The organism is Latilactobacillus sp. VITA-14, from assembly GCF_046580785.1.
GTDB lineage: Bacteria > Bacillota > Bacilli > Lactobacillales > Lactobacillaceae > Latilactobacillus > Latilactobacillus curvatus.
This window is the reverse complement of the sequence record NZ_JBJKTM010000032.1, coordinates 1-13043: the sequence shown is the minus strand read 5'-3', so window position 1 is coordinate 13043 and position 13043 is coordinate 1. Positions and strand designations below refer to the sequence as shown.

General features: G+C 37.9%; 12 protein-coding genes, 1 pseudogene and 2 CRISPR repeat arrays. All 13 genes and pseudogenes read right to left on the bottom strand.

Annotated features, from left to right (window positions below; translation table 11 throughout):
• Nucleotides 1–144: 144 nt before the first annotated feature.
• On the bottom strand, nucleotides 145–384 hold the full coding sequence (locus tag ACF1X7_RS09685; protein ID WP_221276696.1) for an N-acetylmuramoyl-L-alanine amidase: 240 nt from the start codon (nucleotides 382–384) through the stop codon (nucleotides 145–147).
• 41 nt (nucleotides 385–425) lie between these two features.
• Complete coding sequence (locus ACF1X7_RS09680; protein ID WP_221276697.1) at nucleotides 426–821, bottom strand: phage holin family protein; 396 nt, start codon at nucleotides 819–821, stop codon at nucleotides 426–428.
• Nucleotides 822–976: 155 nt separating this feature from the next.
• The gene (locus tag ACF1X7_RS09675; RefSeq protein WP_411162724.1) at nucleotides 977–1315 is read right to left on the bottom strand and encodes a hypothetical protein; all 339 of its coding nucleotides are present in this window, start codon (nucleotides 1313–1315) and stop codon (nucleotides 977–979) included.
• Nucleotides 1316–1337: 22 nt separating this feature from the next.
• A CRISPR array of direct repeats spans nucleotides 1338–1670; the repeat unit is 28 nt; unit sequence GAATCATCCCCATGTATATGGGGAGCAC.
• Nucleotides 1671–1698: 28 nt separating this feature from the next.
• Nucleotides 1699–2601, bottom strand: a complete 903-nt coding sequence (gene cas2e / locus ACF1X7_RS09670) for a type I-E CRISPR-associated endoribonuclease Cas2e (protein ID WP_411162723.1) — start codon at nucleotides 2599–2601, stop codon at nucleotides 1699–1701.
• On the bottom strand, nucleotides 2598–3554 hold the full coding sequence (gene cas1e, locus ACF1X7_RS09665) for a type I-E CRISPR-associated endonuclease Cas1e (protein WP_004271059.1): 957 nt from the start codon (nucleotides 3552–3554) through the stop codon (nucleotides 2598–2600). Before cas1e ends, cas2e begins: the two co-directional genes overlap by 4 nt.
• A gap of 1 nt (nucleotide 3555) precedes the next feature.
• Nucleotides 3556–4230 (bottom strand): type I-E CRISPR-associated protein Cas6/Cse3/CasE, encoded by a 675-nt coding sequence (cas6e, locus tag ACF1X7_RS09660; protein WP_004271052.1) that lies wholly within the window; start codon nucleotides 4228–4230, stop codon nucleotides 3556–3558.
• Between the two features lie 15 nt (nucleotides 4231–4245).
• On the bottom strand, nucleotides 4246–4965 hold the full coding sequence (gene cas5e / locus ACF1X7_RS09655; protein ID WP_004271058.1) for a type I-E CRISPR-associated protein Cas5/CasD: 720 nt from the start codon (nucleotides 4963–4965) through the stop codon (nucleotides 4246–4248).
• On the bottom strand, nucleotides 4946–6016 hold the full coding sequence (gene cas7e, locus ACF1X7_RS09650) for a type I-E CRISPR-associated protein Cas7/Cse4/CasC (RefSeq protein WP_035186873.1): 1071 nt from the start codon (nucleotides 6014–6016) through the stop codon (nucleotides 4946–4948). The genes cas5e and cas7e overlap by 20 nt, the downstream gene beginning before the upstream one ends.
• Entirely contained in the window at nucleotides 6016–6618 is a 603-nt protein-coding gene (gene casB, locus ACF1X7_RS09645; protein ID WP_004271053.1) for a type I-E CRISPR-associated protein Cse2/CasB, read from the bottom strand. Before casB ends, cas7e begins: the two co-directional genes overlap by 1 nt.
• A gap of 9 nt (nucleotides 6619–6627) precedes the next feature.
• Nucleotides 6628–8340 (bottom strand): type I-E CRISPR-associated protein Cse1/CasA, encoded by a 1713-nt coding sequence (locus tag ACF1X7_RS09640; RefSeq protein WP_411162722.1) that lies wholly within the window; start codon nucleotides 8338–8340, stop codon nucleotides 6628–6630.
• A 2-nt stretch (nucleotides 8341–8342) separates the two neighbouring features.
• Complete coding sequence (gene cas3 / locus ACF1X7_RS09635) at nucleotides 8343–11174, bottom strand: CRISPR-associated helicase Cas3' (protein ID WP_411162721.1); 2832 nt, start codon at nucleotides 11172–11174, stop codon at nucleotides 8343–8345.
• 287 nt (nucleotides 11175–11461) lie between these two features.
• A CRISPR array of direct repeats spans nucleotides 11462–12345; the repeat unit is 29 nt; unit sequence AGAATCATCCCCATATACATGGGGAGTAC.
• Between the two features lie 267 nt (nucleotides 12346–12612).
• Nucleotides 12613–12750: pseudogene (locus ACF1X7_RS09630) on the bottom strand (phosphoribosylglycinamide synthetase C domain-containing protein); the annotation flags it as partial.
• Between the two features lie 214 nt (nucleotides 12751–12964).
• A partial coding sequence (locus tag ACF1X7_RS09625; protein ID WP_411162720.1) for an IS3 family transposase occupies nucleotides 12965–13043 on the bottom strand: 79 nt, incomplete at its 5' end.

Here is a 13043-nt window from a genome sequence, read left to right as displayed (position 1 = left end):
TGTTGGGGCTTATTTAATATACTCTAAAGCGTTTTTAAAATCTGAACGGGACTAAAACTTCGGCCTCCGAAAATTAAATTAAGTAATTTAAATTGAAAGTCAAATTTGTTCGTACTTTTATGTCCGGATTCTTGACATAGGAGCCTAGCTACCAGCACCCCACGCTTCATAGCCATCAGCACCAACCTGGTAGATTTTTCCACCATCTCCAATGACGTATTGGACATAAGTTTGAGTTGTTGCCCAATTATTTTTGAAGTAGCTTGCATTAGCTTTGGCACCGATATTTGTTGTTTCGTGTAGGACAATGTATTTATTGTTTGTTGCTTGAGATGAGCCTTCATTAGCTCCTAATTCGTAAGAATTATCGATATTAAAATTCATTTATTTATCTCCCTTACGTTATCGTTTTCTTGTTTTGGTTCTTAATCTTCCATGTCTTGGCCAAATTTATTTAGCCTGTCTTTAATAAACTTCGGTAGCGGCAATCCCATTTGTCCGATATTTTCTACAATCGAAGTTGCATACATGAATGTCCACAAACTTAAAACTGAGTCACCTAGCCATTGGTAGTTAATCGCTATTGACCATGGATAAAGCAATGCGACCAACAGAATAATCGTGAAGTGTCTTGCTAATCCTTTTTTGCCGATCGAACTATCCACACTATGAGTGATGATTGATTTTGCTATTCCTGTAATCACATCAGCAATAATTAAAATAAATAGTGTATCTAGTAAAGTGTTGCTTCCCATATGTTCGATAGCAAACTGCCAATCGGTAAAGCCTGCGTGTGGTAGTAAAACTGGTGTTCCATACATATATATTTCATCTCCTAAATTTTTGTACTAAAAAAAAGGAACTAGCTTTTTAGCTGATTCCTGTAATCTTTAGTTTTACTGTCTTACCTGTATCGTCTGTTGCTGTGATGGTTTGACCCATCAGTTATAGCTGTGGATGTTACTTCTTATTGTTTTCATTGACTAAGATTGTCAATTTTTGTTTTCAACGAAGCAATTGAATCAGAAATTAACTTAATCTGATCCAGTGTCCACGTTTGGGTTGCATATCCGTTGAGATCCTTCTGCTCAATTTTCTTAGAGATATCAAGTCGCATACCATCCACGGCTTGAGAAAGATTGGAGACCACCACATTTAAACCTAATTGCAGTTTCATATTTGAAAATGTAATAGTGGATATCGAAGGAATATTATCAAGGCGGATATAAACACCTTGCTGCGAAAACCCATCCAGCGAGATGGTTGCCACATAATGTCTCTTTGTGGTATCAGTGGTACCAACAATGTAGTTCATCCAAGTTCCACCGTCTGTACCAGAATCATCCCCATGTATATGGGGAGCACAGCGTTCGCTTAACACCTAATATGATCCAGCAAGAATCATCCCCATGTATATGGGGAGCACACATGTTGACGCTCAAAGAGCAGCAAGCGTTGGGAATCATCCCCATGTATATGGGGAGCACATGAAGGACATTACAACGATTGCGCGCGCTAAGGAATCATCCCCATGTATATGGGGAGCACAGCCAAGACGCGCGTGACTTAAATGACAATTCAGAATCATCCCCATGTATATGGGGAGCACTCAGTCATAAAACTGATGCTGATAACACAGACGGAATCATCCCCATGTATATGGGGAGCACACTAAAAAAAGCCTTTACATAGGCATTTTCAAATTACAAGGTTGCCGTTTTTTATTAACTTCTCTGCTAAAGACAACGTAGCTTGAGCATCAGATAATGCATGATGTGGATCTAAATTCTCTATCTGATATACTTCCAAGACAGTCGTTAAACGATAGTTATCTAAAAACTCCTGAGTTGTTTTTACTATTGGCATAAGATCGTGGGTAGAGTTAGTAAATTCGGTTTTTCCAACTTTCCGCAATGCTTCCGTTAAAAACCTTTCATCAAATTCAAGATTATAACCGATGATGACTGAATCCTTAACAAAATCAGACAATGCCTCTAATCCTAATGAAAGCTCAACACCCTGTTTTTGCAACTGTTCTGAAGTAATTCCGGTAAGTTCAGTCATTTTGGATGGTACTGAATCCACACTTCGAATTAATTTTTCAAATTGCAGTAATTGTCCGTCAGGCATTATCTTGGCTGCTCCAATTGAAATAATTTCTGCTTTAGTACTATCCAATCCAGTTGTTTCTAAATCAAGTGCCACCAAAGGTTTTGATAATATAGGCTTTACATCTTTTCGATATTTAGTCATACGTCGATGTGACATTGTCATCCCTTTATGGAATTTGGCCGCACTACTGAATCCATGTTTAACTGGCACCTCTTGTTGCTTTAAATGCATCATTAAGGGTATACCATCATAATCGACCACTTGTCGATCCTTACGTGTTGTCCGAAACTGATAGCCTAATTCAGTGGCAGCATTATACGCCATTGTTGCTTCACCAGTCCCAATATTTTTCAAAATACGTTCCCAGAGTAGGTCACGGACTCGTGCACTGACATTACCTACATACACACCTGTTTGAATCTCCTGATACCATTTAGTCAAGTCACCACGAAGTGAAGGCGGAACTTTAGATAAAGTAACAACAATCATTCGTCATCACCTGCCGTTACATCATGATACTGAACTCCCATTTTCTGCATACCAAGTTTATCATCCCAAAGTTGAAATAAATCTGCGCCATCTTGACAATCATCTATGTTTAATAGATTTTTCAAATCAGTCACCATCTGAGACAATAGTTTACCGTCTCGAAAGGCATCTCGCATAGCTAATCGTGTTCTAGCTGCTAGATCTTCGTCTTGACTATATTTTGCAGTCATTTCGAATGCAACAGGAATAGAGATTTTTGCTTTATACAAATCTGCAAAATCGTAAACAAAAGATAAATCGTGACCTGTATGTACAAATCCCAAGCCTGGTGATGCCCCTAACGCCACAATTACACTATAACTCAATCCGTAAAGTGCTTGATGTGCTGCAGTCAAAGCTTGATTAATTGGTGTACCCGACTCAAAATTATCTGGATTATACTCACGACGATTCCAGGGTACATTTGTTTTTCTTGATTCTTTGTGATAAACACTTCGAACTCTAGCACCTTCTTTGCCACGAAGTTCTTGCATAGACAACCCCGAAACATCTTGATCAGGAAAGCGCATCTGATACATCTTACGCGCAACAGCAACTCTAGTACGTTGATTCGAAACTAATTTTGCTTGTGCTTGTAATAAACGTGATGAGTGGTTCAAAGCGCGACCATGAGCATATGCACGTACTCCTTGCTCACCAACCCAGACTACAGCCATAGCTGAATCTCCAATTAATTCCATAGCTCTATGAGTTACATTAACCCCAGGGCCCAACAATAAGACACTCACCATAGCAGCTGGAATACATACAATTCCACGTTGATCCGTCACTTGAATAGCACTATCCTGCCTATTAACATCAGCATGTTCTAAATATAAAAAGGTCATACGATCTTGTACACGACCAAGTTCAGAAATTTCTGGCTTATTAGCACCCATTTTTCTTTCTGACATATTAAGCCTCCGGAATAACAGTCATCATTCCCATACCAAAAGCTTTCTCACGTCCAATTCCCTTTACTAAAGTCTGTTTAAAAGTCTCTGCATTTTCAACGCGTAACAGACCTTCAAACGTTACTCGACTGAGACGAACGGCTCGTCCTGGATTACGGTGTAACATTGGCCAATCACGTTCGACAATTTTAAAAGCGAGCGTCTGCGTTTCATTTAAGTCATTAACACCAACTTGTTTGACCAATTCAAATCCAGACTTATCTGATCGATCTACCAACCATTTTTCCTGTTGAGTAACTGTAACATGAGGGAAAACTTTCCCACGTTTTTTTCCAGGACGTGTAATCGTATGTGTGGGATTAGCCGTCAATCGGAAACGCATAATCTGACCATCATGAATTTTGTCTAAGAATCCATCGTATGATTTAGTCACAATAGTTCCTGTAACACCATATTTCAATAAAAACTCAGAATCAGGTATGGATTCACTCATGATCAATAAATACTTTTTCCCCGCTAATGTATCCAAACGCCACAAATGTCTATGACGTTCTCCGGTCGCTATTTCCTTTGGAAAGCTCTGCTCAACCCAGTTATGATATGCACCTAAATGAGTAAGATCTTTGATTTTTGCACGATTTTGAACATCAACTTCAACTCTTGATAAATAATACATAGACTACCCCCCTTTCTAAAGTGCACTTAATGCATCATGTTCTGTTGATTCATCAACTGCTATACAAGAATATGTCAGTTGAACTCGTTCTGTTGACATTGCTCGATAACCAAAGTATCGATTTCTTTGATCAAATGAACCCACTCGATCTTTAACCATTACACTATGATGATCGTTAAGTAAATTTGCATCTGCATATATATCAACTTTGGGAAACATTTTACCAGGATTTTGTTTTCGATAAACTTTTTGAGACCAAGGTGAAACTTGCCAACCTAAATTTTCCAGAACTGTTACAGGGTTTTTATCGTCAAGTTCTTCCATTAGAAGAACTCCTGCTGGAACATTAGCTCGACGCCCCAAGAACAACTGATAATGCGGATGACGCAGTGCATTGTGAATTTTTGTAATTTGTTGATCATCATTACTTCCCACGGCAACTACAAATACTGCATCTTGTATGTAATCGCGATAAGTAATTTTGCGAACATTCTTTTTCCATTCAACAGTATGAAAATCAGTTAACATTTGTCCAGCTTGGTCAATTCGTACAGCAAAATTCAAATCATTCAATTGCGAGATTCGTGGATCCTCTCTTGAATAACCCAAAGCCGCTGCAATCATTCCAATAATTGAACTTTTTGAAGGATAATCTCCGGTTGTCCGCCGTTCAAACGTAGCCTCATCACCATAGGATTGTAAAGGCGACGTCAATCTAATCGTTAGTATTTTCATCCTCAACCACCTTCGTCAACTCCGTCGTAACCTGTTCCAAGAGATCAGACAAGTTTGTTGCTGTCTTGCTAGCTTCTGTACTGTATTTACTCAAAGCTACCGTCAATAACGGTTGATCTACAAAATCCAGTGTCTGCTTATACTCGTTCTCTAGTCGTTCAACAGATTTTTCAACATAACCATCGTTAGATACAACTGGTTTTTCGAATGCCGAAACTAAATTGACAGGTGTATCTTGTCGAATCGTAACCATGACATAGTTTGGAAGCGTTTTGTTTGCAAAAGTATTCTGTTTTCCAGTTGGCATTGATAGGGCAAAATCTTTGATAAAAGCAGATATACCAGCGATGGCATCTTCTTTATTCAGATTATGTACTAATTCATTGACATTCACGTTAGCATACCGATATAGTGTGGCCGAATTAAACTCAATAGTTCCTAACATAGCGGCTCCACTAGTATCTTCACCTTGTTCATCATCTAAGGCAGTAAAGTAATCATATTCAGGAATCACTTCATGAGTTGAAATTGCATGAGCAACTTGTGAGGCGGCATCAACATTTAATTCAGGATTATCAGCTACCATTCGACCAAATAAAGCTAAATCGAGGGATTGGTCCCCCTTAAGAACTTTTTTAATTTCTTTTTTATCGAGTTCATCATTATTGAGTATGTACTGAGCCAATTTTTTAATTTGACCATTACTAATTAAAAGTAAAGCACCCGTCTCATTATTTTTGTCAACCTTGATGCCAGCTGATTTAAAAGCTTCATTAGCTTTGGTTAAAGCAGCTTCTTCATCAAGAGAGCCATCTTGCTTACGTAACTCATTAGCCAATAATTGAACAGACTCTTTTGTTCGTGAACTAAATGTCACATGATCTTCCTTAAATGCATGGCGTACGACGTGTTTCCAACTTTGTGAAGAAACTCGAGCTCTCGTAACACCACCATACAAAGCGGTCTTAGGTGCTCCTGTATCATCTCGATTTAAATTAGATGATGGAACAGTTTGAATGATATTTATGTCTAAATATAAATTATTGGTCATTAGTTTTTCTCCCCTTCAGTTGTTTTCTGATTTTTCGTGCTCCAATAGTACTGCTGCCCCCAGCGCAAATGAACTTGGTTCGCAACATCAACACCAAATTGTGCATCATATAAATCTTGTGCTAATAAGGCATAATCAATTCTAATTGTTGGATTAGTGGCTTTTAAAATACTAACCAAATGAGATAAAGACTGAATCATACTAGCCACATTGCTTGTTGCCAAGAGTGCTTTCACTCGACGATCCAGAGCTTCTTGACGATCTGGTTGATTTCTTAACTGAGCAAGCGCTTTAAATAAACTCACTCCTTTATTCTCATCATCCCCGTGAACTGAACTGTAAACAAATTGTGTTTGTCCTTGTTGATGAATCGCATAAAAACGAATGGCTGCATATACTGCCGTTTCCGCATAAGTGGGACGACCATCGCGACTTAACATCTTTTCATCCAGATTAGCCATCATCACTGGCCAAACAGACTGTGCTTGCCGACTTAACAGCGTAGCAGCACCTCGAACATTTGATAAAACAGCTTTGTCTGGTTTTCCATCTCTCCAAAGACTCCGAATTATTCTATCGGTAACCTTTTCTATTTTTCCCATAACGATATATCACTCCTTATCCTGAGGCCCTAAATGTATGCGAACATTATAATTTAGTCTTCTTCGAGCGGTAAAAATATTCAACAAACGGCCTTTATCATCCTCAATACCACTGACGTCCCTAGGAGAACTAGACTTCATGACATCACGAACTGTGTCATTTAAAATATCTTCTAATTGCTCTTTCCATTGTTCAATTTTTTGTTCTCTGTCATCATCACCAGTCAATTGGGATAGCCATTCTTTAAATGGAGCATTCAATTTCTGATAAAAACTGGCACTTAAATTGCTGGCAAATGAACGCGCATCCACATTACGTATTTGACCAATTGTTGAAGCAAAATGGTAAAAATCTGTTCCAATCATTTGAGTTGTATCTATAGCATCTTCAATTCGTACAGGCCAATATTCCGCAATTTCAGGATCAAACAACACGTCTGATTGTAATCGTATATCATCGGCTACTTCAACCGCTGGAGCCTGTGAGGTCGCATTACCATCGCTGATCAGAGTTGTTGAAGCTAATGTTAACAATTGATCATCTGCAATGACTGATGTATCTTGATCTTTTATATCATGCAACCAACTAACAATTCCAGGTTCCAATTGTCCTGAATTGCTGTGAACATCAACGTAATTACCAAAGTTTCTCCACATAGAAATACTCAACGAGCGAAGACTCTTAACAGCAGGACGATATTCCCCTGTTTTTTTGTCTACTCTCCACGTTGTCATTGGCTCAATAAAAGCACCCGTAGCTTCAAAAATTGGAATCCCTGCACTAAAAATTAATGGATGCTTATTATCTTGCCATTCAATATGAAGAATTCGTGACCAAGTTGTATAAAGCTCTGCTAGATTATCCGGTACCACCTGTTGTTTACGAACAGCAATGTAATCTTGAATCTCATACTCCCAAACTGGCTTTTGTAAGGCTAACGGGTCTACTTGTTCACCACCTAATTTCAGATTCAACATTAGAGTTTCAAATACAGTCTGTCCTTGGGCATAAACTGGATTGATCCGATACAACCAACCCGCAGAATTGGAAAACTTTTCTTTCGTCTCAATTTTGGTTTTGTCAGTTACACCTGTAAAGTTTTGATAAGTAATCAACCAACGCACAAGTTCATCAATATCAATTGAATTCTTCCGTTCGCCCGTTTTTGGAGCAAAAATTGATGGCGTATTCCCACTTTCCGAAATACGTCGATTAAGTTGTTTAACTAGTACCTGACCTTTTCCTTTTTCGACTCGTTTATTACTAGGAACTAGAGCGTCATATTCAGCGGTCGTCACTTGATAAAAGGGATGATCACCAAACATATCAAAGCGATTATCGTAACACTTCAAATAATCTGTCACAATTTTAGAAAATTTTCCTGCTCGATAGAGTTTGTTCCACGTATCGAGTAAATCTTCATTAATATCCTCAGCATCTGTATCATCATCAACATCTGTTGCTTGCATTGTGTCAGAATCCACGGTAATCCAAGAATATGGCATATTGCCAGCATTATAACGCGAATATACTGTAGTCAAAATTGCTAACAAAAAACGCATAATTGCTAAATCCTGTGAGCGCATTTCTCCGGCCAATTGACGATAGTCTTGTGCATGACTAAAAAATTCAATCAGTGATACAGACTTCTCCCGTCCTGTATCAGTCTGTATCACTTTAATCCAAGGATCTGTTGTCAAATTAAAGCTCTGACTCATCATATTTACTCATCCTCCTTTGTATAATTTAATCCTAAATCTTCTGAATACATTAATCGCCAGTTGCCAAGAGTTGCTGATAAATTATCATCCAACGGCAATGCCAAGGCCCCACTTAACCATGGGCTCTCTTGCCATTTATCAAAGTATTCTGCAGTTTTATCTTCTAGATCATTTATAACTTTAGTAATCACGGCAGCATTAGGCGTAATGGCCATTGGTAGACGAATTACTTGTTCAGATATTTCACGATCTGAAACGTCTCTTAATGACCGTCCATCCACTAAATATTGTCCTTTTGCTGTACATTGAATCAAGATAACCTCAACCGTTTCTTGAATATCTCTTACCGCCGCATTAGCACTTTGTTCATCTTTATTTAAATTACGGAAATCATAATCTAACCAACCATGAATAGTCGATTTAAGTCTAAATTTTGGTGCCGCAATTTGGAAAACATTTGAACGCTGTTTTTCTTGTGCTTGATCTTTATCTAACTTAATTCTCGATTCTCCGATTTCTGGAATTAAATCATCCGTTTTTAGATCGTATACTTCCTGTACTAACTTGGAAATATCGTTCGGTAGAGTTACCGTATCTTGCAAAAAATAGTCAGTCTTCATCAAAAGATACTTTTCATAAATAGCTTCATTAGCATCGCCATATTCATATGGGGCTTGAATTCCCATAACAAATAATTCTGGAATATTCAAAGTTTCAGGTCTTTGAATATCATGCCGATGTAAACGACCAGCACGTTGTAAAATCAAATCAATGGGAGCAATATCCGTATATAAAACATCAAAATCAATATCAAGCGACTGTTCCAATACTTGAGTTCCAATCACAATCATTTTGTGTGGGCGATGACCGTCTTTACCAATAAGTCTTTGCAATTTTTCCTCTTGCTTAGACCTTTCAGGTGCTAAGAATGCGGAGTGCAATACCATCAAGGGAGTATCGCCCATAGTTTGATTCTGCTGAAATGCTTTGGCAAGAACTTGTGCTCTTTTAACAGTATTGACAATAATACCAGCTACTCCGCCCTGTTTTATTTTATCTGTAACTGCTTGAACCAATTCTTCATCATTCACGTTTAAACGTTGTACATGCAAATGAGTAGATTTTTGATTCTTCTGATCAAATTTAGTTAGTTGTTTTAATTCAGGTCCGTCCAAAATTGTCAGTAACGGATAAGCTTGCGTTGTCTTCCATCCATCTTTAACAATTAATCGATTCTGATAGTTTAAACCATATTTTCCTTTTAAGTACGCTTTAACCAGCTGATTTCGTTTTTCAACTGGCAAAGTTGCAGAGAGAATAATTACCGGCACATGATAAGCTCCTAACCAGTTCATAGCTTTAAAGAGATAACTAGACATATATGTATCATACGCATGTACCTCATCAATAACGACAACTTTTCCACTGAATCCAAGATGACGTAAAAAAAGATGCTTCTTTTTTAGTCCCATACGTAATAGATTATCAATAGTTCCTACTGTAAAATCTGTCAGAATTGATTTTTTACCTGTAAACCAACTGTTAACAACCACTGATCCAGTTTGATGTTGCTTGCCATTTTCACTCTGCTCATAAATATTGCTAGCCTCTGGCAAATTAGTGAATTCTGAATTATATTGTCGTTTACTCTGCATCAAATCAATTTGTAATTTTTTTCCTTCATCATCAGCCAAAAATTTTGTCCACTCAAGCACTCGCGTAAACATAGCATTGGTTGTTGCTTGCGTTGGCAACCCCATAAAAAATCCATTTCTGCCAGTTTTATACGCAAGTTGTTCCGCTGCAATTAAAGATATTTCTGTTTTTCCAAGGCCCATACCCGCTTCAACAATTACAAGTCCGGGATCAGTTGTAGCCTGAATTGCTTGAGTCATAGCTAATTGAACCGGGCGTGGAGTATATCCCCAATGATTAAAATATGGATTAGTATTATCATTCAGTATCACCTTTTGTGGAACCCATTTGTCTGATTGCTTCCACGTTAAAATGGCATTCTCAAATCGACTTGTCATATCTATGTCTTGATAACCTTGATCAAGCCCAATTAGTGGAAACAGAGGTTTAGATCGATCTTCATTCAACCACTCACTTGAAGATAGCCAATCTGCCATAATCAGAAGTCCTTCTAAGATAACTGCCTGTGGTTGTCCAACCTCTGGAATTTCACCAGCCTCAGTATATCCAGCTAAATTCATTCCATAATCAAATAACCGTTGTCGAGTATCTTGCCAAGCTTGTTTTTCTTCCTGTCGACGTTCTTCCTCAATAGGATCTTTAACATGCCCATCAACTTGATCGTAGTTGGCAGTATAATTTTCCAATTGAATTCTGAGATTATGTTTTTCAGCCGGTTTACCATGATGACCTCCAATGATAGCCCCTACGGAAGCAGGAATATTAAATGCATCACTTTCTAAGATTGCTTCTCCAGCTAATGCATGAGGTGATTTTTGTGGAGATGATAATCCAGATACTCGTAATTCAGAAAAACCATTTCGATTCAAGCGTTCAATCAACTCTTCATCAAGCGAGGCATTATTATCGTAAGATTTTTTTGTTTGAAAAGCTGGTGTGGCTTTCCCAATATCATGAAAGAATCCCAAAAATTTAATTAGCTTTTGCATGTCTTCTTCAGAAACCGACTGAGTTAACAATTCTCTTTGACCGGCATTTAACCAATGATAAAAAAGCCAATTCATCACATGACTGCAATCTACTAAGTGGGCAACTAATGGAAGCCACAACATTTCCCCATCATCTACATGTTTTTTTGCCCATAAACTAGTTTCTCTACTCGTTAATTTTACTGACATTTAATATTTCCCCTTTTTAGAGAGATTATCTTTCAAATTTATCTACGCAAACGGCAATGTAATCGTTATCTTTATTATGCCACTATTAATATAGTTAGACTTGTAAGAAATGAAAATTTACTTTCTAATATCTAACCTCATTACAAATTAGCTCATGACTAAATCTATTTACGGTACAATTTCACTTCTGAAAAAATTATGATAAAAAAGAGCACTTGGCCCTAATTAAAACCATCCCATGTATATGGGGAACACCTTAAAAGCATTATTGAATTTTTGCGATGAATAGAATCATCCCCATATACATGGGGAGTACACTATTTTACTCAATTATACCACTTCACTTACAGAATCATCCCCATATACATGGGGAGTACCGGCACATTACGAAGTGACACCAACCGAGATTAGAATCATCCCCATATACATGGGGAGTACAGCCGATTAATTTAGACCCCTTCTCTGTGGGAGGAATCATCCCCATATACATGGGGAGTACAATTGCCCCCTTTCGACAAGTGTTCTAGCATGAGAATCATCCCCATATACATGGGGAGTACACGCCGGTATTGATGCTTTAATGCGAGACTTTAGAATCATCCCCATATACATGGGGAGTACCACGAAGGAGTGATACACGAGATGACCACGATAGAATCATCCCCATATACATGGGGAGTACCGGTCGGGCTTGCTCGACAATGGTTTTATATTAGAATCATCCCCATATACATGGGGAGTACGTACGCATTAGCGCACGCTCTTTGTGTACCCTAGAATCATCCCCATATACATGGGGAGTACGGTTATCAGATTGCTGCGATTGATTTAAAACCAGAATCATCCCCATATACATGGGGAGTACGAACTGGCATCCATACCGAATCCCCGTTGTTAGGAATCATCCCCATATACATGGGGAGTACCCTTGCATATTCTTTACGGGCAGCATTTAATTAGAATCATCCCCATATACATGGGAAGTACCAAGATTTTTTATAATACGCAACGTTTCCCACAGAATCATCCCCATATACATGGGGAGTACTGCAGTATGTCCCTAGCGACATCTTACTTAACAGAATCATCCCCATATACATGGGGAGTACTGACGTGACTAATTCGACGGATAACGTTTATCGGGAATCATCCCCATATACATGGGGAGTACACTAAGAAAAGACTGTTAGATCAACATTTTAAAATTAGAAAACCACTTATTTTTATTAACTGGTCCAATAAGATTACCAATTTCTTAAATCATAACTTTCTTTCCTGTTCTATGCAACGCTATTTTCAATAGTTTCAATGACTAATAAAAAATACTCTAAATATCTATGTCTATAAATTTTTCAAAAACTCAAAGTTCTAAGATGTCGATCCAAATAAAAAGGTAGAAGTAATATTTCAAACGAAATCTTACTTCTACCTTTTTGAACTAAATGGAGTTCTTACCAATATCTCGTCGATAAAAAATATTTGTTTGATCCATTTTTTCAAGTTCTTGATAAACTTTTGTTTGAGCATCCTCAACCGATTCAGCCTGTGCTTGTATCAAGTATAAACGACCACCGTGGCTGTATAATTGCTGCTAATCTCGTCTCACACTTGCAGAGACTTATGGCTCCTATGTCAAGAATCCGGACATAAAAGTACGAACAAATTTGACTTTCAATTTAAATTACTTAATTTAATTTTCGGAGGCCGAAGTTTTAGTCCCGTTCAGATTTTAAAAACGCTTTAGAGTATATTAAATAAGCCCCAACATTATTGAATTTAATAGCCTGTAGCTACGCTACAAGTGAAATACGATCACTGTTATACCAACGAATATAGTTATCAATTCCGGCGATTGCTTCATGAATTGTC